This window comes from Microbulbifer yueqingensis (assembly GCF_900100355.1).
Classification (GTDB): domain Bacteria; phylum Pseudomonadota; class Gammaproteobacteria; order Pseudomonadales; family Cellvibrionaceae; genus Microbulbifer; species Microbulbifer yueqingensis.
Genome location: NZ_FNFH01000002.1, coordinates 572,658 through 597,659, shown reverse-complemented (window position 1 = coordinate 597,659; position 25,002 = coordinate 572,658). Strand labels below are relative to the sequence as shown.

The following is a 25,002-nucleotide window of genomic DNA, read 5'->3' as shown; positions in this document are numbered from 1 at the left end:
AATCCGTGAGCGCTTGCGCCCCTGTGACACAAGTATCTGCCACTGATAATTACCCGGGAGTCCCGATGCAAGTTGAAACACTGCAAGATGTGCTGGAATGGACCACAGAGTTGCACCGCAATCTCGCCGAATGCCTGGGCGAGTGTGCAAAGTCCAATGAAGACAAGCGTGCCAGCATGCTGCTGGATTACCTGGCCGAGCATGAGGAGCGGCTGGCGGGGCTGGTCGACCAGTTCGAGGTGAACGCGGAAACCAGGGCGCTCAACACCTGGTGCTACGACTACATGGATAAGCACCCCATCCTCCGCAGCACCCGCTGCGATGCGCCCTTCCAGAAACTGGACGCGAAAGAGATCATGGATGTGGTCGCCGACCAGCACCAGCAGGTGATCGACCTCTATCGCTACCTCCACGCCCGGGCAGACGTCGACACCACTCGCGACCTGATGGAGAAACTGAAATCCCTGGAAGAGCACGAGGCCATGCAGATGACGCAGTCCGCCAATCGCCTGCAGGACCTGTAACCCGGACCTGCCGCGCAGCCCTTCCTGGCAGGCGTCAATAGGGAATACGGAAGAACCAGGTACAGGAAAAGCGGTACCAAGGGAACCGGAAAAGGAGAAAACGATGAAACTGAACGCCGCTAAATTTGGCCTCGCCGCCGCGATCAGCTTTGGTGTCGCGTGGATAATTTGTGCATTGCTGGTGATGCTGATGCCCGGGATGATGATGAGCATGTCCGGGCATATGGTGCACATGGAGCTGGCCGGAATGGGCTGGCATCTCACCCTGGCCGGGGTGCTGATTGGCCTGGTGGCCTGGTCTGTCTCCGCCGGTTTCGTCGGCTGGTTGCTGGCCTGGATATACAACCGCCTGATCTAGGGGGCCTCTCCGGCGCTCGCTTGCCAGGGGCGGAGCCAGTGACTCCGCCCGGCTCCCATTCAGTCCTTGCGGCGGTCCCGCGAGGAAGAATGGGTGTGGACCACCTTCCAGGCTCCGTCTACATGGCGGAACAGGAATGTCTGGTGACCTTTCTTGTCGAATTCGTAGCCGGATTTGCGCACCTTGCCTTTCACCAGCGTGTCCGCCAGTGCCCAGGCAAAGTCGCCCTCGAAGTGGACCTGGATATTGGCGAAATCCAGGCTCAGGAATTCGAGTGCGTCCTTCTCCGGCTCCACATGGTGGGATACCAGGTCCTCGAGTCCCACATTCTGGCCGCCGGACTCGAAATAGCGGGCCCCCTCAAAATCGAGGAAGTGCTCGCGGAAAGGAGTGCCATCACCATTTTCCCAGCCGTATTCGATGTCGGCGATGATCGCCTCAATGGGCGCCGGGTCCGTCGGTGCTGCCAGCGAGGCCGCTGGGGCCAGGGAGACAAAGAGTAGCGCGGCAAAAATTCCATACAGTTTTTTCATTGTTATTTCTCCTGGGGTTAGCTCGGCCCGGTCGCAGCCGGGCAGTGAAGTTACTTGCTGGACCAGTGGATTTGCAAGATCTTCCATCCTCTACCGTGCGTCTGGCCCTTTCCTGTTTGTTGTTGTTTCCTGGGCGGCCAGCCAGTTCCTGCGTCAGTGTCCCGGGCCGGTAAGTGTGGACAGCAGCGCCGTGGTGAAGAGTATCGCCACACCAACGAGCATTTCCGCGCGGATACTCCCGGCCAGCGCAGGGGCGGTGGCGGGCAGGCGTGGTACCAGCCGCCATTTGTTCTGGGCGGCAAGCAGCAGCAGTGTGGCCACGAGGGCGAGCTTCACCAGCATTGCCAGCCCGTAATTACTCTGAAACAGGGGCGCGAAACCGTTGAGCAGGGAATACAGGACCCAGATCCCGCAGAGCACCAGTAGCGCAACCGGCCAGGAAGCCAGCCGTCCGAATTGGACCATGGCGGCACCGTACCTCGCCGGGTCGTCCCGACGGCTCAGGCGCCACAGGGGGTAGAGGGCGCCCATCCACCACGCCGCGAGGCCGGCGTGCAGCGACAGGGCGGCGCGCAGCCACAACGAGGAGTCCGCAGTGTGGCCGCGCCAGCCGAACGGCAGCAGTAGGAGAAATGCGCCCAGCAGCCAGAGTGCCGCGGCCCAGCGGCGGCGGTGCTGCAACAGGCAGAGTCCAGCCAGGAAGGCTGTCAAAAAACCGAGCCCCTGCAGCAGGGCCACCTCGCCCGCCGGGGACTGCCAGAGAATCGACAGGTAGAGGCGATCGAACATGCCGCCCAGCCCCGCCTCGGCGAAGGTGCCCACCTGCAGGAGGAAACCGGTTGCGGCGAACAGCAGGCCGGCGACTGCGGCGGGCAGCAGGTAGGCTTTTACCTGTGGCCGTATATCATGGCGCGGTGTCCACAGGAGTATGGTGGCGGTGCCACCGATGGCCACCGACATCGCGCCATAGAGCAGCCATTTGTTCAGTGCAAAAGCCGTCGCCCACACGGATTATTTTTCCGCGGTAACCTTGAAGGAAAAATCCCCGGACATCTTGTGGCCGTCGCCACCCATGGCAACCCAGGATACGGTGTACTCGCCCGTCTCCAGTGCCGGCAGCTGCAGACTGATATTTTTTTCGGGTACGGCGCCGGGCATAAAGGCCAGTTTCACCTTGCCGCGTTTGGCTTCCGCAAGCGAAACGCGCATCAGGCGAACCTTGCCGGAAAAGTTGAGCTGCAGCTCCACCGGCGGCTGCTCGAGCAGCTCGCCGTCAGCGGGGCTGGAGCCCTGCAGGCCGGTGTGGGCGGAGACGGTGGCGCTGAACAGGAGAATAAGCGGGACCAGTAACCTGGCCAGTGTTGATGTGAGCATGATTAGCATTCCTTTTGTAAGTTTATGCTTTAACCGCACGAGGGTGTCGCGGGCGGCGGGGGAGATTTACCCCGCTGCCCGCTTCCAGACCTAGAACCAGGCGTGCAGCCCGACCACCAGGCTGGTCTCCCCGGTGGGCTCGCCCTCGGCGCGCAGGAAATCGGCGGTATCGCCGAATTTCTTCTCGTAATTCACCCCGATGTAAGGCGCAAACTGTGGGGTGAACTCGTAACGCAGGCGCAGGCCTGCCTCCATATCAGAAAGCCCGGCACCGGTATTGGTGGCGGGGTCATCCTGGCCGTAAAAGTTCATCTCCACCTCGGGACTCAGGATCCACTGTTGCGTGAGCAGCAGTTCGTATTCCGCTTCCAGCCGCAGCGCCGTATCACCATCTTCACTGACAAACAGCGCCGAGTCCACCTCGAAGAAGTAGGGCGCCAGGCCGTTTAAGCCGATCACCCCCCAGTTCCTGCTGGCGCCGTGCTCCAGTTCAAAGTCGTGGCGCAGGCCCATCTGCAGGTCCCAGTAGGCTGTGAGGGCGCGGCTGTACAGTGCCTGCAGCTCCGCGTTCTCGGTACTGCCTTCCTCGCGCTCCACCTCGGTCTTGAGCCACAGTTTATTCAGGTCGCCGCCGAACCAGGCGCTGCCCTCGAGCGCAGCGCCCTCGTGCTCGCGCACTTCCAGCTGGTCGATGGTGACCTTGGTCAGCAACACTTCGTGGTCCATGACATGGTCGGGCGCGTCGGGTGCGTGCTCCAGGGTCTGGGCGGCCGGTTGCTGCATGTGTCCCTGATGAGCAGCGTGGGCTTCCCCACCCGGCATGGAGTGCCCCGCGTGACCAGTGTGCGCATCGCCCTCTTGTTGCAGCTGCACTGCCTGTCGGTCGTCTCCGGCGGGGGCAGTTTCACTACCGTGGGTTGCGTGCTTGTGGTGCTCCATCCCTTCCTGGGCCATTGCCAGCTGTGCGGTCAGGGCAGTGCAGAAAATTACCAGTGTCTTCAGTTTCATGATCGCACTCCTTATACGACGCGCACTTCACGGAACATGCCCGGCATGTGGTACAGCAGGTGGCAGTGGTAGGCCCAGCGCCCGTAGGCGTCCGCCGTCACCAGGTAGCTGATGGTGGAGCCCGGCTGTACCAGCACCGTGTGCTTGCGCGGTATGTATTCCGGGTCCCCGGTCTCCAGCTCGCTCCACATGCCGTGCAGGTGGATCGGGTGGGTCATCATGGTGTCGTTGACCAGGTGCACGCGTACCCGCTCGCCGTATTTCAGCACCAGCGGCTCGGCGTCGCTGAACTTGATGCCGTTCATCGACCACATATAGCGCTCCATGTTGCCGGTCAGGTGCAGCTGGATTTCGCGGGTCGGCTCGCGCCGGTCGATGGTGGGGGTAAGGTTGCGGATATCGGCATAGGTCAGCACGCGCCGGTTATAGCGTTCCGCGTGGTCGCGCAGGCCGATACCCGGATCCTGCAGGCCGCTCATGGGCATCTCCGCGCGCATGTCCACGCCGGGGCCGAACTCGGTCGGGTGGTGGCGCACCGGGGCGTTGCTGCCAAAACCGGCGCGGCCCAGGTTGCCGGTCTTGCCCACCATGGCCGGGCCACCCATGTTGTGGCCGGCATGCTGGCTGTGGTCCATGCCGCCCGTGCTGCCACCCATGCTGTGGCCCGCGTGCTGGCTGTGGTCCATGCCGCCCGTGCTGCCACCCATGTCGTGGCCGGCATGCTGGCTGTGGTCCATGCCGCCCGTGTTACCGCCCATGCTGTGGCCGCCGTGCTGGCCGTGGGCCATGCCCATGTCCCTGTGTCCCAGTACCGGGGCGTAATCCATTGCCGGCACCTCGGCGCGCAGCGACGGGTCGGGGGTAAGGGTGCCGCGTGCGTAACCGCTGCGGTCGATCGTCTGGGCGAACAGTGTGTAGGCGCGGTCGTCGGCGGGTTCCACCACCACGTCATAGGTCTCCGCCACCCCGATGCGGAATTCATCCACAGTGACGGGCTCGATATTCTGGCCGTCGCTCGCCACCACGGTCATCTTCAGGCCGGGAATGCGGATGTCGAAAATGGACATGGCGGCGCCGTTGATAAAGCGCAGCCGGACTTTCTCCCCGCGCCGGAACAGGCCGGTCCAGTTGGCGTCCGGTGTCTGCCCGTTCATCAGGTAGGTGTAGGTGTAACCGGTGACATCGGAGATATCGCGGTCCGACATGCGCATCTCGTTCCACATCTCCCGCTCGCGCCAGGTCTGGGCCACGCCCTTCTCGCGGATGTCGCGCCACAGGTCGCCCGCCGTGCGCCGGCGGCGATTGTAGTAGTGCCCCTCTTTCTTGAGCCTGGCGTAGATGTCCTGGGGGGATTCGTCGCTCCAGTCGGTCAGCATCACCACATAGTCGCGGTCGTAGGCAACCGGGTCCGGTTCGGCGGGGTCAATGACGATGGCACCGTAATGGCCTATCTGCTCCTGGAAGTCGGAGTGGCTGTGGTACCAGTAGGTGCCGCTCTGGGTGACCGGGAACTGGTAGGTGAAGGTTTCCCCGGGCTTGATGCCGTTGAAGCTCAGTCCCGGCACGCCGTCCATGTTGCTGGGCAGGATCAGGCCATGCCAGTGGATGGAGGTATCGTGGGCCAGGTGGTTGGTCACGTTCAGCGTAACAGTCTCGCCCTCTTTCCAGCGCAGGATCGGGGCCGGCACGCCGCCGTTTACCGCCACCGCGGTGCGCTCGCGGCCGGTAAAGTTCACCGGCATGTAGTTGACGTTGAGGTCGAAGCGATTGCCGCGCAGGGTCTGCGGTGCCGGGTTCGGGCGCGGCGCGTTCGCCGCGAGGCCCGCGGGCATGCCCAGCAGGGCGGCCCCGGCAGCCATGCCGGTGACAAAACGGCGGCGGGAAATTTGCGGCAGCTCGATCTGGGGTCGGTCAGTCTTTCTCATTGCTGTTCTCTTGGTAATGCTTGCCGGTCAGTGCTGCTGTGCCGCGTCGTTCACGCGCGCGTAGACGCTCTCGCTGCCGTCCTCGTGCAGCAGCACGATGTCGTAGGGGGTAAAGCGGTCGCCCACTTCCATTCCCGGGCTGCCCAGCGGCATGGCCGGTACGGCGAGGCCGCGGGCGCCGGCGGGCGGGTTCTGCAGGAACTGGCGGATATATTTCGCCGGGATATGCCCCTCGAAGACGTAGCCCTCCGGGGAAACGCTGGTGTGGCACGACTGGTGCCGCGGGGCGATGGCGTGGCCGGCCTTGACCGCGTTGAGGTCGTCGACGTCTTTGGCAGTGACTTCGAAACCGCTGTGGCGGGCGTGCTCCACCCACTTGCCGCAGCAGCCACAGGTGGCGCTCTTGAAGGTGGTCAGGGTGACCGCCGCCGGTGCCGAAACGGACAGGTCTTCAGCGCCGGCTTTTTCCCCGCTGCAGGCGGCCAGCGTGACGGCAGCGAGGGTGCCGAGGATTACGGTTTTCAGGTTGCGATACATAACAGGACTCTCATCAAAGCAATTCGGGTAGCGGCGGCAGGGGCGTGAGGCGCGGGTTCCAGGCAGGAGGAGACCGTCGCAGCGCAATGCCGCCGGGGATAGTCAGAGGGAATAGCGCAGCACGCGCGGACCCCTGGTCAGGGATTGATGGGCGGGCGGAATTCGCTCTCCGGCGGGGCGCTGGAGGCAATTTCAAGATAGCTGGACTCGGGCACGGCGCCCAGCGACGTCGCCGTGCGCTGGTCTGCCAGGGGGACCGCCGAGGCGCAGTGGCCGGGGCAGCAGGTGCATTCCTGGCCACATTCCTCGCTGGCAGCGGCGGGGTCAGCGCAATGGCCGGACTCTGCAGTGTCGCCCATGGGGCCATCGCCGCAGTGGTCCATGCTCGCTGTCCCGGTGGTGACGTTCATTTCGTGGTGGGAAGAGGTTGATGACTCGGCAGATGCGGCGCTGTCGGTCGGCAGCTGGCCATGCATGTCCACGCATGCCTGCGCGGCCACCTGTCCGAAGACGGTGACCAGCATCAGCAACAGCAGTGCCCGCGCGGTGAACCTATACATCAGAAACCTTCTTTCCGGACGCCGAACCGGCCTTGATCGCCGGCAGCGTCGTCGCAGATTAGAGCCTGCCGGGGCGCTTTGCAAGGCGCCCCGGCAGGCCATTGCGAGCGGCCCCTTCAGCAACCGAAGTCGTCGAAGGAAATCTGTTCCTCCCGTACCCCCAGCCCGGTGAGCATGGCGATGGATGCCTTCAGCATGACCGGCGGGCCGCACAGGTAGAACTCGCACTTGCCGAGATCCGGGTGCTGTCGCAGGTACTGCTCGGCGGCGATATCGCTGATATAGCCGGTGGGGCCCGTCCAGTTGTCTTCCGGGCGCGGTTCCGACAGCCCCAGGTGCCAGCTGAAGTTGGTGTGCTCCGCGGCCAGGGTATCGAACAGGTCATCGTAGAACACTTCGCGCCCGCTGCGGGCGCCGTACCAGAAACGGATGGGCCGGCGGGTGCGGCGGTTGCGCAGCTGGTCCACGATTATCGAGCGCAGCGGCGCCATGCCTGCGCCACCGCCGATAAGGATCATCTCCCGCTCGCCGTCGCGCGCATGGAAACTGCCGAACGGGCCGCTCAGCTGTACCCGGTCGCCGCCCTGCAGGTGGAACATATAGCTGGAGCCGGCGCCGGCCGGCAGCGCCGGCTGGCCCGGGGGCGGAGGCTGGATGCGCACGTTCAGCACGATATCGCTATCGCCGTCGTCGCTGCCGGACATCACCTCTCCGGGGGCATTGGCCATGGAGTAGGAGCGCCGCAGCGCTTCGCCGTGCGCGCCGCCGGGGGTGTCGCGCCACTGGTCCCAGTCCCCGCGGAAGTGGGGTTCCACCGCCATGTCCGCCAGGCGCAGCTGGTGCGGCGGGATCTCCACCTGCACGAAACTGCCCGCGCGGAAGTCGAAGGGGCGCCCGCCCAACGGGCGCAACCGAAGTTCCTTGATGAAGGGCGTCAGGAAGCGCGTGGCCACCACCTGGGCATCGAACTGCCCGGCCTGCAGCACAGCGTCGTCCAGCACCAGCCGGGTAGCGCCACTGGCGCGCTGCTGGCAGGCAAGGCGGTAGCCGGCGGCCAGCTCGGCAGGCGACAGCAGGGCCTTCTCGCTGCCGGTGACCGGGGTGTCCGCCGGCATCTGCACCTGGCACAGTCCGCAGCTGCCGCCGCCGCCACAGTTGGACGGCAGCTGCACACCGTTCGCGGCCAGGCCGTCGAACAGGTTGGCGCCGCTCGGCAGGGCCAGCTCCCGGAGTGGTGCCGCGGCCCGGTCCAGCAGGGTCACTGCGACCTTGCTGCGGCGCCCCCTCGACAGGAGCGCCACCAGGTTGAAGTCGTGGCGGCTGAAGCTGGAAAACAGCAGCAGGCAGCCGGAGATCGACATCAGCAGGGCGCCGATACCGAAGGCGATGACGAACGGGTTGTTGAAATCCTGCCGCTCGGTGTAGTCCATGATGTGCAGCATCCAGAAGATGTCGAACAGCCGCCAGGTATCATTGCGGCGTTCGAGCACCTGCCCGTCCCGGGCAGAAACGTACAGGGTGGTGCCGAATTCATCGGCCGCGTCCACCCGCCAGATGGCACCACTGTGGCCACGGGTTTCCATGGTGGCGGATTCGAGCATGACCGGCTCGCCGATCAGGCTGTCGTCGCCGGCGTAGTCCCGCGCGGCGATAGCGGCGGCTGCCGCGGCGTCGATCACCAGCGCATTGCCGCTACCGGCATCGCGCAGTTCAATTCCTTCAGCCGTCTCCAGCCGGTAGACCGGGCGATCCAGGCCCGGCTGCAGGCGGATAGAGAATATTTCCCCACCTGTATGCCGCCGCGCGATTTCCGCGTGGGAGAGCAACGATTGCTGTGGCGCGATCGCCTGCGCCGGCTGGCGCTCGGCCAGGTGGCGGCCGCTGACCACGCTGGAGTCCAGCAGCGCGAACGCGAGCCCGCTGGCGAGCCACAGCGCCAGCTGCAGGCCGATGACCAGGCTCAGCCACTTGTGGGCTGTCTTGATGAAATTCATTGTGAACCTCCCGCCTGGGGGGCCGTGCCTGTGTCACCGCGGCGGCGGCCGAAGCTGTAGAACAGCAGCACCAGGCCGGCGATAACGCCGCCGAGGCTTACCAGCGTTACGGTCAGGAGCAGCGGGTTGTGGATGTCCGCGCGCTCTTCGTAATCCATGATGTGCAGCATCCAGAAGAAGTCGAATGCGCGCCAGTAGTCATGGCGCCGGGTCACCAGCGAGCCGGTGTCCGGGTCGATATAGAAACTGGTGCCGTAGCGGTCATCGAAGTCGATGCGCCACAGGGGCAGGGGGCGCGACTGCAGCTCGGTGGGTGGGTTGTCCTCGATCAGCTCCGCTGCCACGGCCGGGGTCTCGCCGGCATAGTAGTACTCCGCCAGCTCCACGGCGCGCGCCCGGTCGATGGGGGATTGCTCCATACCGTTGCGGGCGTCGATCAGGTGTGCTCCATCCTCATCGCGCAGGATATAGAACGGTTTTCCCTGGATCGCTTTCAGTTGTACCGAGCGGGGACTGTTGTACTCGCGCAGCAGGGTTTCGGTGGGTACGAGTTGCGCGTCGCTGCCGGGCAGGGGTTCACGCAGGTTTTTTACCAGGTGGTCGCCGTGGATAAAGTCCAGGTCCACCACCACCATGTAGACCCCACTCAGGGTCCACAGCAGGGCCTGGATTCCGACAAACAGGAAAATCCACTTGTGCACCTTCCTGGAAAGGGATGCCGCTTGCATTCTTTATTCTCTTTAAAACAACTGTTGAGAAATTAGACATTGGGCGGGAGTTTAACTCCCGCCGCCGTGAATGTCTCAGTCGAACCGGTAGGTCATCCGCAGGTAGCTGCGCATGCCGGCCAGGTCGTAGGTCATGGTGTCGGTGTTACCGTCCGTCCAGCTGGCCACCCGCGGCGCCTCCTGGTCGAACAGGTTGTCGATACCCACACTCATCCGCAGTGCTTCGCTCATCGCGTAGGAGAACTGCACATTGTGGTAGAAGATGTTGGGCATGCTGGAGCCGATACCACTGTCCGCGTTGAAGTCGTCACCCTCGCCGATCATGCGGATCGAGTAGGTGCCGCTCCACTGGTTACCGCGCGTGGTGAGCGAGGTATTGGTGCGCCAGTGCGGGTAGCCGCCGTTGCCGCTGCCGATGTAGCCGGCGAGCACAAACGGCTCGTCCCCGTCGAACGCCACGGTCTCATATTCCTTCAGGTACGAGGCCTTGAAGTCCAGCGTATGCGACAGGCCGGCGAAATCGAAATCGTACAGCGCGCCGAAGTCGATGCCCTGCATGGATTCCATGCCGGTGTTGAACTTCTGTGTGGACAGGTAGTTCACGTCGCCATTGACCGGGTTGCGGGTGTGCTGGTCCGGTGCGCAGAACGCGTGGCCCAGGTTGGCTGACTCGTAACACATGGCGAGCTTGGTGGAGCCGGAGACCTCGCGGATGGCGTCGTCGATCTCGATATCAAAGTAGTCGAGGGTGAGCGACAGGCCGTCCAGCGGCTGCAGTACCAGGCCCAGGGTGAAGGTCTCTGCACTCTCCGGGGTCAGGTCCTGGTTGCCGCCGCGATCGGTCAGGATGGTGGTGCCCAGCTGGGTGTAGTTCAGCGGTACGCCCGCCGCCTGGCAGTTCTGGTAGACGGTGCTGGAGGGATCCAGCGAGGCGTAGTCGGAGCAGGGGTCAACGGTGGTCAGGTTGCCCTCGGATACGCCGCCGAACAGCTCCGGCACGTTGGGTACGCGGAAGGCGGTGGTCATGGTGCCGCGCACCTTCAGCATGTCGTTCACCTGCCAGTTCAGGCCAGCCTTGTAGGTGTCCTCGCCGTCGAACAGGTCATAGTCGGAGTAACGCATCGCCAGGTCCACATCGAGGGACTGCACCAGCGGCAGCCCGGCCAGGACCGGTACCAGCATCTCGGCATACACCTCGCGGGCCTCGGTGGAGCCGGAGATGGGGTCCGCCTGGTTGCCCAGCGCATAGCCTGCCTGTACCAGCGAGTCGGGCTTGCGCCAGCCGCTGTCCTCGCGCCACTCCATGCCGGCCGCAAAGCCGACGGTGCCGGCGGGCAGCTCGAACAGGTCGCCATTCACGTTGGCGCTGAGGCTCTTCTGCTCGTTGCCGCCAGTGCCCTCCTGGTTGAACACGATATAGTCCAGCACATCGACGGTGACGTCACCGTAGCCGAGGTAGTCGGCGCAGGGGATGCCGTTCATGCCGCACAGGCTGGGGTCGAGGGTCTCGCCGACGCGCTGCATGTTGATGTTGTTGGCGATGGCGTCGGTGGCGGTATTGCGGCCCCAGTTGAAGGCGACCTCATAGCCCCAGTTGCCATTGATATCGCCCTCGATGCCCGTCACCGCGCGCCAGGTGTCCACCTCCTGGTAGAAGTCGCGCGCGCCGTTCTCCAGCAGGCGGCGCCGCTCCAGCACGAAGTCGGTGCCGGTGGGGTTGGTCGGGTGATCGGCGGAGTAGGCGATGCCGGACAGGCTCGCCGGCGATGCAGGCTGCATTGACTGGCGATTGGTGAACATCAGCTCGGTGAACAGGCTGGCCGAGTCGGAGATCGCGAAGTTGCCGAGCGTGGTGAAGCTGAAGCGCTCGATCGGCTGCACGGCATTGAAGTAAGGGTTGTAGTTGAAGCCGTGCTTGGCGCCGTCGTAACGCTCGTAAAAGTCGCCGTCGCCGTTCGGGTCCTGGTTGAAGTTGATCCGGGTGGGCTCGGTCAGCACGGTGCCATCGGCCAGCACCGCCCCGGCGGGCAGGGTAGTGCGGCCACCGATGGTGGAAGAACTGCCGCTGCACTCGGTATAGCTGTCGCCGGTGAGCGGGCAGGGTACGCGGTCGACGAGGGGGGAGGGCCCATTGTCCTGGTAGCTCATGTTGACCATCAGGTTGCCACGGTCACCGGAAATACCCCAGGTCAGATCGAGAACCGTTTCCTCGCCGTCGCCGAGCGCGGTCTGGCCGTACTTGCCTTCAATCTCCAGGCCGTCGAATTGCTTCTTGGTAATCAGGTTGACCACCCCGGCCACCGCATCGGCACCATAGGTGGCCGAGGCCCCGTCTTTCAGTACCTCGATGCTGGAAATCAGTGACATCGGGATCATGGACAGGTCGACACTGCTGTTGGCGCCGGTGCCGCCGTTCACCACGCGGCGGCCGTTGACCATTACCAGGGTGCGGTTGATGCCCAGGCCGCGGAGGTTGATCTGCGGGGTGCCCCAGCCGTTGGAAGTCCAGTAGGCATTGGTCTGGTTGCCACCGAAGCCGGCAGCGGCCGGGATGGACTGCAGCAGGTTCTCCAGCGAGCTGTGGCCGGTGGCCTCGATGGAGGCCTCGCTCAGCACTGTTACCGGGCCGACGCCCTCGATGTCGGCGCGCTTGATGCGAGAGCCGGTAACGCTTACTTCCTCGATTTCGGGCTTGGCTGCGGGCGTATCCCCCTGGGCAAGTGCCAGCTGGCCATAGCCGGCTGCTGCGGCAGCCAGGGCGACGAAGAGCGGGGTTCTGGTCATTTTATTGCTGTGACGAGTCATCTCTGTGTCCTGTAGTTCTATATTTTTTTCGGCGGCGCTGCGGGGCCCGCGCGCAGCGGTACGCGCTGCAGCCCGGAGAGCCACTCCATATGGTCCTAAGACAAAAGCAGGTTTCTGTGAGACGTTGCTGGAAGCTTTCGATGATGTGCCTTCAGCACCGGCATTTAACAGGCGTGCAGGTTAAGCTTCGCGTGCGCTCGCCCGCGGGGGCTCGGCAACGCCAGGGCGCACCTGTCCTGTGTCAGGCGGTAATTGGAGGCCGCAAGGCTGTTTCGGGGTGGGGAGTGGAGTGGATTTCAGAGTAAAGGGTGCTGGCAATGGCGTAGTGATTGGCAGCTCCGGTGAGTTCGTTCCCCGGCACAGCGCTTGCGCAGTGGCCCGGGCAGCAGCTGCAGGCCTGCTCGCAGCTCTCGGTGCCGCTATCCTGTACTTTGGAGAAGCGGGCGGTGCCTGCTGCGGCACAGTGATGGGCCTCGGGGGCGCAGTGTTTTACTGTGTGCCCGGACTGGTGATGCTCACCACCCTGCTCGCCGCCGCTCTTGCCCCCGGCACAGGGTGCCGCGAAAGCCTGGCCGTTCAGGGCCAGCGCCAAGGTAATCAGCAATATGCGCGTAAGGGCAAGGGGCATCGGTATTTCGGGGTCTGTAATTATTATCATGAAACAGCTCGAGAATAAGCGCTAACAGTTGTCTATACAAGTCCGGTGGGCAGGTGGCTTTACGCCAATTACCGGGATGCGAGGCTTATCTGGAGTTCGGCGACAGGCAAGGTTAAATGATTTTTGCGGATTCTCGACCGTACTGCGGATAAGCATCCTTTCGCGTTGTTGTTTTGTGTTATCAGCCCGCCAAATTATTGGGTGCTGGTCGGGACAGACTGATGTGGCAAGCGGATGAGTCCCCGGGAGACTGCGATGAAAGGCCAGAAGCATGGTGACCGGGATCGCAGAGAGGGTACGGCAGGATACAAGCGCAGCTGCGGGACCCGCAGGTCCGCCTCGTATCCCTCAGCGGCAGCTGATCGCGAATAACCTGCAGATCCTGGTGCTCTTTGAGGGGCTGATGCGGCCGGGAAGGATGGCACCATCAAGCGTATCGTCGAATACCTCAGTCCACGCGAAACCCGGGTGGTGCCGTTCGAGCATATGCTGGTGAACTCGGGGATCCAGATAATCAAGGACTACCTGGATATCGACTGAGAGGAACAGGCGCGGCTGAATGTGATCCGGCACCTGCTCCGGGCAGTCGCTTGCCCGGGAAGAGGCCATCGGACAGAAAAAACGGATCCGGCAATCGTGTTCCCCTATGACGGGGGGAATTGCTGCGCGGCAGGATTGCCCCCTGAGCCTCGCCGGCCAAATGTCACTTCCCCGGCAGGCCGCGTACCAGGTGCAGCCTTTCCAGGTCCGGGTCCTGTCCCGCCACGGCCAGGTAAAAATCCCGGCTCTCCGCGAGCGGGTTTTCGGCATAGTAGAACTGCCAGGGTGCGTCGCCCTCCAGCTCCGGGTCGATTACCGCCCGGTGATCCCGCTCGAAACTGGCGAAGCTGATCCTGTCGAGTCCCTCGGAGATACCGGTGCCCCTGGCCTTGAAGAAGGCCTCTTTCAGGGTCCACAGGCGGTAGAACTGCCGTAGGGTTTCGCTTTCCGGTGGCGCTTCCAGCAGGGCGCACTCGTCGGCATGGAAGTAGCGGTGGGCAATGCGCATGATGTCCCGCTGCCGTCGCGGCTGCTCGATATCTACCCCGACCGGGGAATCCTCGCTGACCGCGAGTGCGATCCAGTCCCCACTGTGGCTGAGGCTGAAGTGCAGCCCGGGCTCGTCGACCAGCTCAGGCTTGCCGGAGGGCAAGCGCTCAAACCGCAGGGCCTGTGGCGGCCGGCCGGTAATCTCACCGAGCACCCGGCGCAGCAGCAACCGGCTGAGGAGGAAGTGCTGGCGGGCGGAAGCGCTGCGGAAGCTGTCCCGCCGCACCCGCTCGTCGGCGGAGAGCAGTTGTGCAAGCTCCCGGACCTTCTTTCCGTCGGGGGCGAATTCGTCCAGTTTAAGCAGCCAGGCGCGGGTGGGCATGGGTTCCTCGGCGGGTTCCAGGGAGGGACTTATGCTACTCCTGGGCGGCCGTCGCCGCCAGCCGGGCCCCTCCCCGCGTTTTCCCCGGCTGGCCCGGGCAGGTAAACTCTGCGGCCAACTGTGACTGATGTTTCCGGGGGACAGGCCGTGGCCAAGAAAAGCAAGACCGCCTATGTGTGTAACGAGTGCGGTGCCGACTACTCCAAGTGGGCGGGCCAGTGCAGTGCCTGCGGCACCTGGAACAGCCTCAGCGAGGTGCGCCTGGGCCCGGAGCACCGCGACAGCCGCGCGGCCGACTTCACTGATGCCCAGGCCGGCTACGCCGGGGCGGCGGGGGCCGGCAGGGTGCAGAAACTGTCGGAAATCGACCTGACCGAGCTGCCGCGTACGCCCACCGGAGCGTCGGAGCTGGATCGGGTGCTGGGTGGCGGGCTGGTGCCCGGCTCGGTGGTGCTGATCGGTGGCCATCCCGGCGCCGGCAAGTCCACCATCCTGCTGCAGACCCTGTGCCACCTGGCCGGGCGGATGCCCGCGCTGTATATCACCGGCGAGGAGTCCTTGCAGCAGGTGGCCATGCGGGCGAAACGCCTGGGCCTGCCTGCCGATGACCTGCAGATGCTGAGCGAGACCGATGTGGAACGCATCTGCCATATTGCGAAAGAGGTGCAACCGAAGGTGATGGTGGTGGACTCCATCCAGGTGATGCACATGAGCGACGTGCAGTCAGCCCCGGGCTCGGTGGCGCAGGTGCGCGAGAGCGCCGCCTACCTTACCCGCTACGCCAAGCAGACCGGTACCGCCCTGATCCTGGTGGGGCATGTGACCAAGGATGGCAGCCTGGCCGGCCCCAAGGTGCTGGAGCACATTATTGACTGCTCTGTGTTGCTGGAGGGCACCCACGACTCCCGTTTCCGCACCCTGCGTGCGCACAAGAACCGCTTCGGGGCCGTCAACGAGCTGGGGGTGTTCGCCATGACCGAGCAGGGCCTGAAAGAGGTCTCCAATCCCTCGGCCATTTTCCTGCAGCGCGCCGAGGAGGTAGCGGCCGGCTCGGTGGTGACCTCGGTGTGGGAGGGCACCCGGCCGCTGCTGGTGGAACTGCAGGCGCTGGTGGACGACAGCAGCCTCGGCAACCCGCGCCGGGTCGCGGTGGGCCTGGACCAGAACCGGCTCAATATGCTGCTGGCGGTACTACACCGCCACGGCGGTGTGCTGGTGGGGGACCAGGATGTGTTTATCAATGTGGTGGGCGGCGTGAAGGTCATGGAAACCAGTGCCGACCTTACCCTGCTGCTGGCGGTGGTGTCGAGCTTCCGCAACCGGCCCCTGCCGCGGGACCTGGTGGTGTTCGGCGAGGTGGGGCTGGCGGGAGAGATTCGCCCGGTGCCCTCGGGCCAGGAGCGCCTGCGCGAGGCATCCAAGCACGGCTTCCGCAAGGCCATAGTCCCGGCCGCCAACCGCCTCAAGAATGATATCGAGGGGATGGAAATGATTGCGGTCAAGACCCTGGCAGAGGCACTCAGCGCGATAGAAATGAGCTGAGCGCCCGTTGCAGGGTTACCCGATAGGTTTGTCAGGCTGGCCTCTGCCGGGAAAACTGGTGCATGGCCAGGTAACCAAAGCCGATAGCACATGGCAGCGCGGCAATGCCCAGTAAGGCCAGGAAGGCATGGTTGCTTGGGTCCGGAACGAGAAAGCCAAACAGCGCGATGCCGACGGCGGTGGCAATCCAGACGATACCGCGCCGCAGGTCCTGCAGCGGGTGTGGCTGGTTGTTGGCGCCGAGGCGCTCAATCAGTTCCGGTGTCACGTCGACGCCTTTATCCAGCGCGAGGCGCACGGTATTGTGGATTTCCAGGTTTTTCCTGGCGCGATAGCTCAACACCAGCCACAGTGAGACCCCGATCAGCAGGAAGACCCCGAAAGGGACCAGGAGTGCAAGAGTCGCTTCGTTCACGTTGTTCTCCAGTTCTCGTCGTAAAGTTTTTGTTTATGTTGTGGATATGATGCGCTGAAGCGGCGATTTGGATTCAACTGTTGTCACCGGGCAGGGGTGAGTGCAGCAGCTCGCTCTCCCGCGAACCTTGCAAACAGACCGTTCAGGAAGTCAGAGAAGAAATGCATCTCGTATCCCGCCTGCTGTCGCTCCTGTTAGTGGCAATTGCCCCTGCCGTTGCCGCCCAGGAGCGAATTGCCTCCCTCAACCTGTGCCTGGACCAGTTGCTGCTGGAGTGGGTGGCACCGGAGAAAGTGGTTTCGGTTACCTGGCTCGCCGATAACGATCACTATCGTCGCGCACCCCTGCCGGACGGTATTCACCTCAATCGGGGCCGGGCAGAGGAGCTGCTGCGGCTGGATCCGGACCTGGTGCTGGTGGGCCAGTACGGCGCCGGCCGGGCGGCGGCACGCCTGCGGCAGCTGGGAGTACGGGTGGTAACCATTCCCGACGCCCACAGCCTGGAGCAGCTGCTACAGCAGCTGCAGGCGCTGCGCGAGGTACTGGGTGAAAACCCGCAACTGGAAGCCCACTACGTTATGCTGCAGTCGCTTGTGGCGGCATCAACGTCGATGCCGGCATCCGGAAATGACGGCGACGTACCTACGGCCCTGATCCTGTCGGCCAATAACATCACCTACGGCAGCGGCATGCTGGAGCACCAGCTGTTGGAGCGGAGCGGCTTCCGGAACCTGGCCGCCGGGCAGGGCGCGGAGCAGCTGCGGAAAATGTCCCTGGAAGAAGTGGTTGCAGCACAACCCGACCTGCTGGTGTTTTACGGTGGTGAGAGGGAATTCGCCCTCGCCCACCTGGCGGCGCGCCACCCGGTTATCCAGGGCTATATCCAGCGCGGCCGTGTTTTTACCCTGCCGGCAGAACTGGGCTTCTGCCCTGCGCTGGTGGCGGCGGAAACCATGAAAAAACTCGCGGAAAAGAGAACAGAGCTTGTTGAATCGCAGTAACGCAATACTGGGACTGCTGGTACTGGCCTTGCCGCTGGCGTTGCTCGCGGCACTGGCCAGCGGCCCGGTGGATATCGACCTGGGCCCTGCGCTGGCCAGTGGCTGGGCCGGGCAGGGCAGTGACGCAGTTATCCTGTGGCAGTTACGCATGCCCCGCGCGCTGCTGGCGCTGGTGGTGGGTGCCGCACTGGGCATGGGTGGGGCGGCCATGCAGGGCATGCTGCGCAATCCGCTCGCAGAACCGGCGCTGCTGGGTGTGAGTAGCGGCGCGGCACTGGCAGCGATACTGCTCCTCTACTATGGCCTGGCCTGGCAGTCGGGCTGGCTGTTGCCGGTGCTGGCGATCGGTGGTGCCTTTGTGGCGGTGGGTTGCGTCTGGTTGCTGGCCGGCCGCGGCGCCAGCGCGAGCCGGTTGGTGCTGGCCGGGGTGGCCATCAATGCCTTCCTGTCCGCCCTGATGGCGCTCGCCCTGAATTATGCCCCCAGTATGTTCGCCATGCAGGAAATCGTGTTCTGGCTGCTCGGCTCCCTGGCCAACCGCGGCTGGGACCAGTTGCTGCTGGCACTGCCTTTTGTTGTGGCCGGCGCGCTGCTGATGTTTTCCGGGCGCAATTACCTGCGGGCCCTGTCCCTGGGAGAGGCCAGCGCCGTATCGCTGGGGTTTGGCGGACGCCGCTACCCGCTGGCCATTCTGCTGGGCATTGCCGCTGCGGTCGGGGCCGCGGTGGCGGTGGCGGGTACTATCGGCTTTATAGGCCTTGTGGTACCGCACCTGGTGCGGCCGCTGGTAAAACAGGACCCCGGGCGGCTGCTGTGGGCCAGCGCGCTGGCCGGCGCCTTGCTGCTGTTAATGGCGGATATCCTGGTGCTCAACTTTATCGGTGCGCAGGAGCTGCGTATCGGCGCGGTGACCGCCTTTATCGGGGCGCCCTTCTTTTTCTGGCTGATCGTGAGCGCGCGCCGGGGGGTGGCACTGTGAGCCGAGAAAAAGTGAGCGGGGAAATGCTGCTGGTGACAGTGCGTGAGCTGGCGGTCGACCGGCATGGGCAGCGGGCAGTCGACAATCTCAGCTGCCGGCTGCACCCCGGTGAACTCACCGCGGTGGTGGGACCTAACGGTGCGGGCAAGAGCAGCCTGTTACAGGCCCTGGCCGGAGTGTTGCCGCCGGCCAGGGGCCGCCTGGAATTCGGTGAGCAGGACGCGTCGGCGATCCCCGCTGCCAGGCGGGCGCAGCTGTGCGCCTACCTGCCCCAGGCGGAGATGCCCGCCTGGAGCCTGGCCGCCCGCGACCTGGTGGCGCTGGGTTTGCTGCCGTGGGGAAAGACGCCGGACCGCAACGCCAGGGTGCTGGATGCGCTGCGGCAGGTGGATGCCCTGGGCCTGGCCAATCGCCCGGTGACACAATTATCGGGTGGCGAATTGCGCCGGGTACAGCTGGCGCGATTGCTGGTGGGCAATGCGGCGCTGATCATCGGCGACGAGCCCACCGCGGCACTGGATATCCGCCACCAGCTGCAACTGATGCAGAATTTCCGGCAGCAGGCCGACAGCGGCCGCACGGTGGTGCTGGCACTGCACGACCTGGGTCTGGCGGCCCGCTACTGCGATCGTGTTCTCTTGCTGGAGGCTGGCTGCCTGCGTGCGTCGGGCTCGCCGCTGGAGGTTTTTACGCCCGACCTGATTGGCGCAGTCTACGGTGTCAGTTGCGAATTCCGCTGGCGCGACGGCGTGGCGGACTTCGTGCCGTTGGAAGTTTTATAAACGCCGGAGCCTTCCTTCACGACCTGGACCGGTCGCGGCCTCGACCGTCGCCCGATTCCTGCAACGCCTTTTCCAGGTGACGGACCCGCTCCCGCGCGGCTTCGATTTCCCGCTGTTGCTGCCCGGCACTTTTACCATTGCTTTGTTTTCAACGCTGTTCCGCATCCTGAAGCTCCTGTTTCGCCAGCTCCAGTTCCTTGAGTGTGCTCATCCTGCTCCCTCAACCGTGGCCGACAATGCCCTGATGAGCAGCCTAGCACCTGTTTGCCTGTTGTGGTTCGCGCCGGATGACTTCGCTGCTATACTGCCGTCCGCTTTGGGTGCCCGGCAGTGTCTATCCGCTTCGTGTGAGAAGCATCCTGGGGAAAGACGCTTGGTCGGGTTAAACGGGAAGTCCGGTGAACTGGTTTCAGTGAGTCCGGCGCTGCCCCCGCAACGGTGAGCCGCTATCGCGGTAAGCCCGATACCGGCCCTCTGCATCTCTTGGATAAAGCGGAGGGCTTTGTCTGGTCTGTGTGAGGTGGCAGGCAGTTTTACCGGCCAGTCCCCTGAAGTATGCACCGATTGCACTCACCCTCCCTCAATCCGTTTCTTTTTCGAGATTGGGGAATCACTGTGAACAAAACTCTTCTCCCGGCAGCGCTCCTGCCACTGCTTACCGCGGCTACCCATGTCGTGTCTGCCGATGACAACGGCAAACTGGAACAGATGTCCGTTACTGCCAGCCGCGTGGAAATACCGCGACGGGAACTGGGGGTATCGGTATCGGTCGTCACCGCCGCTGATATTGAGAGGCTGGGCTACACCAGCCTGCTGGATATCATGCGAACTCTGCCCGGGGTTGCCATCAGTAACAATGGTGGAGCCGGCAAGGTCAGCAACCTCTACCTGCGTGGCGAGAGCAATTACCGCACCCTGGTACTGCTGGACGGGGTCAACATTGCCGACCCGGCCAACACCCAGGTGGCCACACAGTTCCAGCACCTGTTGGCAAACGACATTGCCCGGATCGAGGTCCTGCGCGGCCCGCAGGGTATGATGTACGGCGCCGGCGCCGGTGGCGTGATCAATATCATCACCAAAAAGGCCGACGCACCGCTGGGCGGATCCTTGGCGGTCGGGGCCGGGCGTTACGGCAGTCGCGATACCAGCGCCAGCCTCTACGGGGAAAGTGATCGCTGGGACTACCGGCTGGACCTGGGCGTATTGGAAACGGACGGCTTCAACAGCCAGGTTGCGGACAGTAGCGGCGAAAGGGACGGTTATCGCAATCGTACCGCCAGCGCCCAGTTGGGTTACCAGGTGACCGAGGCACTGGCCCTGCGCGCGCAGGCGCGCCATACCGACAGCGAGTCAGAGTTCGATGGCTGCTTCGCGGGCTTCTCCACCTCCAACAATTGCCTCGATGAATATAAGCAGGCCAGTTATCGCCTGAGTGCTGATTACCGGGTGGCCGACGTCGCCCACCAGCTGGCCGTGGCTCGACAGGATATCGAGCGCGACAGTCTCAGCGCAGGGGCCAGCTCCTTCGCGGTGGAGGGGGGCATCGACGAGCTCAACTATGTTGGCAATACACCTGTTGCGGGTGGCGAATTGCTGTGGGGGGCGGAGTACGAGCAACAGGAATTCTCCAGTGCCTTCAGCGCCCGGGAGCTCGATAGCCTGGGGCTGTTCAGCGAGTGGCGGGCCGAGCTCGCCGGGCTGCTCCATTACTCAATTGGTGTCCGTCGCGACCGGCTGGAAAACGAGGACCATGACAGCTGGCGCTCTTCCATCGCTTATCCCCTGTTGCTGGGCAAGGAAGCAGAGGCCAAGCTCCGCGCCAGTTACGGCACCGGCTACCGGGCACCCAGCCCCTTCGAACTGGCGTATAACATCGGCGAGGGTGCGGCGCCGGTGGGGCCGGAAACCAGCCGCGGCTATGAGCTGGCGGCCGAGTACCGACTTGCCGAGCGGCTGCAGGTGGAGCTGGTCTATTTCGACCAGCAGATCCGGGATGCCATTGTCTTCGACTACAGGCTCGGTAATTCGGGTTTCGGTGCCTATGGGCAGGACGACGGCGAAAGCAGCTCCGAGGGCTTGGAGCTGGTAATGTCCGGTAACCTGGCGGAGCGGCTCGACTGGTATTTCAATGGCACCTTCCTGGAAACCGAGGATGCGGATGGTGAGCAGCGCCTGCAGGTGCCGGAGCAGGTCTACAACCTGGGTGGCAGTTATCACCTGCCGGGCGACCGGTTGGCCCTGGGGCTGAACTGGCGCCATGTGGCAAACCGGCTAAGCGCGGCCCCGGGTTTCTTCGGCCCGGCTGTCTCCCTGGATGATTACAACCGGTTAGACCTGAAAGCTTCGTACCGGGTATCTGATTCCCTGCAACTGAACCTGCGCGGTGAGAATATTCTCGATGAGGATTACCGCGAGGTGGCCGGCTACAATACGGCCGGGGCTGCAGTTTATGCAGGGCTGGAACTGACTCTTTGAGTCCGCTGTAGGAGCGGTCGCTGGCCGGGAAATTCGCGGTGCCTCGCGCAGGCCGGGCCATTCAGTGGTCGCGGCCAGCGGCCGCTCCTACGGGGTAGGTTTTTGCCAAGCGGGATGCCGGTGCCTTTTCCCGCCGTGGGATCGCGGCCATGGGCCGCTCCTACAGTTTTCCTATCGCGAAGTTTTTGAAGCAGGGGGTTGTCCATGAGCGATTCGGGCGTCGATAAAAAAACCGAGCGCCACAAGCGGCGTATGCAGCAGCGCAAGGAGATTGTCGATGCCGGTATTGCCCGGGCACTGGAGGAGCGGGGTATCGCCATCCTGTATACCGGTGATGGCAAGGGCAAGACTACCGCTGCAATGGGTACGGTGGCCCGGGCCCTGGGGTATGGCTACAAGGTGGTGGTCGGGCAGTTTATCAAGGGAGCCTGGGAGTGCGGCGAGAAAAACCTGCTGACCGGCCTGCCTGCGGAGCAATTCCCACTGCAATGGTTTGAGATGGGAACCGACTTCACCTGGGAGACCCAGGACTTCGAGGCCGACAGGGCGGCCGCCTTGTCATTATGGGAAAGACTGCGCGCGGCACTTGCCGATGAATCGGTCTACCTGGTGGTCCTGGATGAACTCACCTATGCCCTCAACTACAAGTGGCTCGAGCGCGAAGAGGTAATCGCCGCGATTGAAAACCGCCCGCGGGAGCAGTCGGTGATCATCACCGGCCGGGGGGCGAAGCAATACCTGAAAGACATCGCTGATACGGTGACGGAAATGCGGCCACACAAGCATGCCTTCGAGTCCGGTATTGCCGCGCGCAAGGGCATTGAGTGGTAGGTGGAGTGCCCGCGGCAGGAGCGCTGCCGCGGGCATATTGCAGGGGCAACAGGGCGATCAAAGCTTCCAGTTAAGGCGCATGCCGGCAGTGCGCGGTTGGCCCCAGACACCGTAACCCCAGTCGCTGCCGAGGGTATTCTGGTAGGTGAAATACTCCTCGTCGGCCAGGTTATTGACGAATGCCTGCACGCTGTAGCGGTCCGATGGTGAGTGCCAGCTGACACTGGCATTGGCCAGGCCATAGGCCTCGTGGCGCGAGTAGGGATCGTTCTCGATCTGCAGGTAGTGGTCATCCTGCCAGGAGTAATCACCCTGGAAAACCAGCTCGCCCGCATGGCCCAGCCCCTGGTAATAGCGGGCCACGAGGTTGTAGGTAAACCCGGGGGCCGAGGGCAGCTCATTGCCGTCCAGCGTGTAGCTGTCGCCGGCGACGAGGAATATCTGCTCGGAGTCGAACTCGGTGGAAAGCCAGCCGGCGCCAGCGATTATCTCGAAGTTATCGGTGATGGGTGCTGTCAGCTCGATTTCCGCACCGGTACCGTCCACATCGCCCGCATTGGTGATCACGCTGCCATCAGCCACGGTGAGGAACACCTGGGCCTGGTAGTCCTCCACGGTGTAGTGAAAGGCTGCGGCGTTGAGGCGGTAGGCCCCGGCCAGGGTGGTTTTCAGCCCCACCTCGAAGTTGGTGATGCCCTCGGCGCCCACCGGGCGGGTGGCTTCCAGGGAGGCGTTATAGCTGCCGGAAAACCCGCCGCTCTTGAAACCGGTGGACAAACTGGCGTAGGCCAGCGTGTCATCGGCCGGGCGCCAGTCCAGGCCGATGCGGCCAGTAGTGGCGCTCTCACTCAGGTCGTCGCGTACCGAAAGAGGTGTATAGAAACTGGGGCCCGAGTCCTGCGCGAAGTCCCGCTCCTCTTCCGTATAGCGCAGGCCACTGACCAAGGTCAGGGTCGGGGCCAGGTCGTATTCCACCTGTCCGAACAACGCCCAGGATTCGCTGTCCAGCGCGACGATCTCCTGGTGCCAGAGACCGTCCGCCGTGGTTGGCGCCTCGGTCACCAGGCCCCGGTCGTCCTTGTAGTAGTAGAAACCGGTCACCCAGGTAGCGTTATCGGTTGCGCCATTAAGGCGAATCTCCTGGGTGTACTGCTCTGCATCCACGGCATATTGTTCGTCAAACCACACCACTGCGGTCCCGTCGCCATCGTCCTGCAGGAACTTGTCCAGCTCCTCGTAAGCAGTGATAGACGTCAGCGTGAAATTCTCGAATTCCCAGTCCAGTGTGGCGGAGGTGCCATAAGTATCGATCCGGGTGATCAGCCCGTTGGCCGCACCGCTGGCAACGTGCTCTGGATTGAATTTTCCGCTCACCGCCTCGGCGCCCGTCATCTTGAAGGTATCGCTGGTACAGAGACCATCCTGGATTCGGGATATCGAGCATTTCGCCGCACCGGCGACGGGTGCTTCCAGGTAACCCATATGGGCGAAGCCGACCGAGTTCTGGTCCGCCTCACTGCCATGGATGTTCAGTAACAGACCGCCGCTTTCCCCTATGTCGAAGTCCAGCTGGCCGCGGTAGCCGAAACTGTCGGTGTTGTTGAGCTTGTCACCGGTAACCGTATTGGTCTGCCAGCCGTCATTGGTGGTGCTCTTGAAGGCGAAACGCCCGCGAATCCCATCGGCCAGGGCGCCGCCGGTGGCACCCTCGAAAATCTGCTCAGAGTAGCTGCCCAGGCTCGCGCTTGCGCTCGCGGTAAATTCATCGGTGGGCTTGCGGGAAACATAGTGCACCAAGCCGCCGGTGGTGTTGCGCCCGTACAGGGTGCCCTGGGGCCCGCGCAGTACCTCCACACGCTCCAGGTCGAACAGCTGGATAGCGGAGCCGGCCGGGTTGCCGCGGTAGACGTCATCCACATAGATGGATACCGGCGATTCCCAGGAATCGGAGAAATTAACCAGGCTGATGCCGCGCAGGCTCACAGAGGGACTGGAGGCTTCGCCGAAAATGGCGAAGAAATTCATGTTGGGCACCTGCTGCGTAATATCGAGACCCTCCTCGAATCCCATCTTCTCGATGGCGTCGCCGGAGAAGGCGCTGACCGCGACCGATACATCCTGCATCGACTGCTCGCGTTTCTGGGCAGTAACGGTGACCTCTTCCAGAACCGATTGCTGTTCTGCGACCGTAGATCCGGAAAATGATGCGGCCATTAGCGCCGGAGCGAGGCTGGCCAGGGTGACGTGGCGGCGAATGGCCGCGGCGAGGGTGTGCTGCTGGCGATGCATAATACTCTCCTTGTCGTGCGATAAATTATTTTGCACAGCTCTTTCTGTTAATCCCTTGCGCTTGCTTCGGGCCTATTACACGTGATTACAGGCTGCGAGATTATTGCAGTCCCGGTGGTAAGGGGCGCGGGTAAGCCCTGCGTGGGCAGGTGAAAAGCGCTGAAAGAGTTGTCTGTTCTTGTTTTTGGCAACAGCGATTCTTTAGCAACAGCGAATTGGGGCAGGCCGCAGATGGCGGAAGGATTTATTATGAGTCCGAACCGGCCTGAA

At 63.5% G+C, this 25,002-nt stretch carries 23 protein-coding genes and 1 riboswitch; of the genes, 9 read left to right on the top strand and 14 right to left on the bottom strand.

Annotated features, from left to right (window positions below):
* The first annotated feature begins 65 nt into the window (after positions 1-65).
* Positions 66-524, top strand: a complete 459-nt coding sequence (locus tag BLT26_RS06425) for an ATPase (RefSeq protein WP_217631380.1) — start codon at positions 66-68, stop codon at positions 522-524.
* A gap of 103 nt (positions 525-627) precedes the next feature.
* Positions 628-882 (top strand): DUF5676 family membrane protein, encoded by a 255-nt coding sequence (locus BLT26_RS06420; RefSeq protein ID WP_091510420.1) that lies wholly within the window; start codon positions 628-630, stop codon positions 880-882.
* Between the two features lie 59 nt (positions 883-941).
* Here BLT26_RS06420 and BLT26_RS06415 read toward each other — a convergent pair whose 3' ends face one another.
* From BLT26_RS06415 to BLT26_RS06365, 11 genes are all read right to left on the bottom strand, one after another.
* Positions 942-1,415: a YybH family protein gene (locus BLT26_RS06415; RefSeq protein ID WP_091510417.1), complete on the bottom strand. Its 474-nt coding sequence runs from the start codon at positions 1,413-1,415 to the stop codon at positions 942-944.
* Between the two features lie 153 nt (positions 1,416-1,568).
* Positions 1,569-2,423 (bottom strand): copper resistance D family protein, encoded by an 855-nt coding sequence (locus BLT26_RS06410; protein WP_091510414.1) that lies wholly within the window; start codon positions 2,421-2,423, stop codon positions 1,569-1,571.
* A gap of 3 nt (positions 2,424-2,426) precedes the next feature.
* Positions 2,427-2,789, bottom strand: coding sequence for a copper resistance CopC family protein (locus BLT26_RS06405; protein ID WP_175453045.1), 363 nt, complete (start codon positions 2,787-2,789; stop codon positions 2,427-2,429).
* A 90-nt stretch (positions 2,790-2,879) separates the two neighbouring features.
* A complete protein-coding gene (locus BLT26_RS06400) occupies positions 2,880-3,797 on the bottom strand; it encodes a copper resistance protein B (RefSeq protein ID WP_245720615.1) in 918 nt (305 codons plus the stop codon).
* 11 nt (positions 3,798-3,808) lie between these two features.
* On the bottom strand, positions 3,809-5,722 hold the full coding sequence (locus BLT26_RS06395; RefSeq protein ID WP_091510409.1) for a copper resistance system multicopper oxidase: 1,914 nt from the start codon (positions 5,720-5,722) through the stop codon (positions 3,809-3,811).
* A gap of 27 nt (positions 5,723-5,749) precedes the next feature.
* Positions 5,750-6,259, bottom strand: coding sequence for a DUF411 domain-containing protein (locus BLT26_RS06390; RefSeq protein WP_091510404.1), 510 nt, complete (start codon positions 6,257-6,259; stop codon positions 5,750-5,752).
* A gap of 137 nt (positions 6,260-6,396) precedes the next feature.
* On the bottom strand, positions 6,397-6,819 hold the full coding sequence (locus BLT26_RS06385; RefSeq protein ID WP_091510400.1) for a hypothetical protein: 423 nt from the start codon (positions 6,817-6,819) through the stop codon (positions 6,397-6,399).
* Between the two features lie 116 nt (positions 6,820-6,935).
* The gene (gene nqrF / locus BLT26_RS06380; protein WP_091510397.1) at positions 6,936-8,813 is read right to left on the bottom strand and encodes an NADH:ubiquinone reductase (Na(+)-transporting) subunit F; all 1,878 of its coding nucleotides are present in this window, start codon (positions 8,811-8,813) and stop codon (positions 6,936-6,938) included.
* Positions 8,810-9,541, bottom strand: coding sequence for a hypothetical protein (locus BLT26_RS06375; RefSeq protein ID WP_139169414.1), 732 nt, complete (start codon positions 9,539-9,541; stop codon positions 8,810-8,812). Before BLT26_RS06375 ends, nqrF begins: the two co-directional genes overlap by 4 nt.
* 75 nt (positions 9,542-9,616) lie before the next feature.
* A complete protein-coding gene (locus tag BLT26_RS06370) occupies positions 9,617-12,325 on the bottom strand; it encodes a TonB-dependent receptor domain-containing protein (RefSeq protein WP_217631379.1) in 2,709 nt (902 codons plus the stop codon).
* A 262-nt stretch (positions 12,326-12,587) separates the two neighbouring features.
* Positions 12,588-12,974, bottom strand: a complete 387-nt coding sequence (locus BLT26_RS06365; protein WP_091510388.1) for a hypothetical protein — start codon at positions 12,972-12,974, stop codon at positions 12,588-12,590.
* A 456-nt stretch (positions 12,975-13,430) separates the two neighbouring features.
* Here BLT26_RS06365 and BLT26_RS16735 point away from each other — a divergent pair, with 456 nt between their 5' ends.
* Positions 13,431-13,544 (top strand): hypothetical protein, encoded by a 114-nt coding sequence (locus BLT26_RS16735; RefSeq protein ID WP_425435277.1) that lies wholly within the window; start codon positions 13,431-13,433, stop codon positions 13,542-13,544.
* A gap of 163 nt (positions 13,545-13,707) precedes the next feature.
* On the opposite strand, the gene BLT26_RS06355 is transcribed toward BLT26_RS16735, so the two are convergent.
* Positions 13,708-14,415 (bottom strand): 4'-phosphopantetheinyl transferase family protein, encoded by a 708-nt coding sequence (locus BLT26_RS06355; protein ID WP_091510384.1) that lies wholly within the window; start codon positions 14,413-14,415, stop codon positions 13,708-13,710.
* A 147-nt stretch (positions 14,416-14,562) separates the two neighbouring features.
* On the opposite strand from BLT26_RS06355, the gene radA reads away from it, so the two are divergent.
* Entirely contained in the window at positions 14,563-15,957 is a 1,395-nt protein-coding gene (gene radA / locus BLT26_RS06350) for a DNA repair protein RadA (protein ID WP_091510381.1), read from the top strand.
* Positions 15,958-15,988: 31 nt separating this feature from the next.
* Here radA and BLT26_RS06345 read toward each other — a convergent pair whose 3' ends face one another.
* Positions 15,989-16,372, bottom strand: coding sequence for a DUF6249 domain-containing protein (locus BLT26_RS06345; RefSeq protein ID WP_091510377.1), 384 nt, complete (start codon positions 16,370-16,372; stop codon positions 15,989-15,991).
* Between the two features lie 161 nt (positions 16,373-16,533).
* Here BLT26_RS06345 and BLT26_RS06340 point away from each other — a divergent pair, with 161 nt between their 5' ends.
* From BLT26_RS06340 to cobO, 5 genes are all read left to right on the top strand, one after another.
* Complete coding sequence (locus tag BLT26_RS06340; RefSeq protein WP_091510373.1) at positions 16,534-17,373, top strand: ABC transporter substrate-binding protein; 840 nt, start codon at positions 16,534-16,536, stop codon at positions 17,371-17,373.
* The gene (locus BLT26_RS06335; protein WP_245720614.1) at positions 17,357-18,352 is read left to right on the top strand and encodes a FecCD family ABC transporter permease; all 996 of its coding nucleotides are present in this window, start codon (positions 17,357-17,359) and stop codon (positions 18,350-18,352) included. The genes BLT26_RS06340 and BLT26_RS06335 overlap by 17 nt, the downstream gene beginning before the upstream one ends.
* The gene (locus BLT26_RS06330; protein WP_091510369.1) at positions 18,349-19,134 is read left to right on the top strand and encodes an ABC transporter ATP-binding protein; all 786 of its coding nucleotides are present in this window, start codon (positions 18,349-18,351) and stop codon (positions 19,132-19,134) included. Before BLT26_RS06335 ends, BLT26_RS06330 begins: the two co-directional genes overlap by 4 nt.
* Positions 19,135-19,491: 357 nt before the next feature.
* A riboswitch (cobalamin riboswitch) is annotated at positions 19,492-19,623 on the top strand.
* A 126-nt stretch (positions 19,624-19,749) separates the two neighbouring features.
* Complete coding sequence (locus BLT26_RS06325; protein WP_175453044.1) at positions 19,750-21,612, top strand: TonB-dependent receptor plug domain-containing protein; 1,863 nt, start codon at positions 19,750-19,752, stop codon at positions 21,610-21,612.
* 204 nt (positions 21,613-21,816) lie between these two features.
* A complete protein-coding gene (gene cobO / locus BLT26_RS06320) occupies positions 21,817-22,443 on the top strand; it encodes a cob(I)yrinic acid a,c-diamide adenosyltransferase (RefSeq protein ID WP_091510361.1) in 627 nt (208 codons plus the stop codon).
* Between the two features lie 57 nt (positions 22,444-22,500).
* Here cobO and BLT26_RS06315 read toward each other — a convergent pair whose 3' ends face one another.
* Entirely contained in the window at positions 22,501-24,732 is a 2,232-nt protein-coding gene (locus tag BLT26_RS06315) for a TonB-dependent receptor (protein ID WP_091510358.1), read from the bottom strand.
* Positions 24,733-25,002 lie beyond the last annotated feature (270 nt).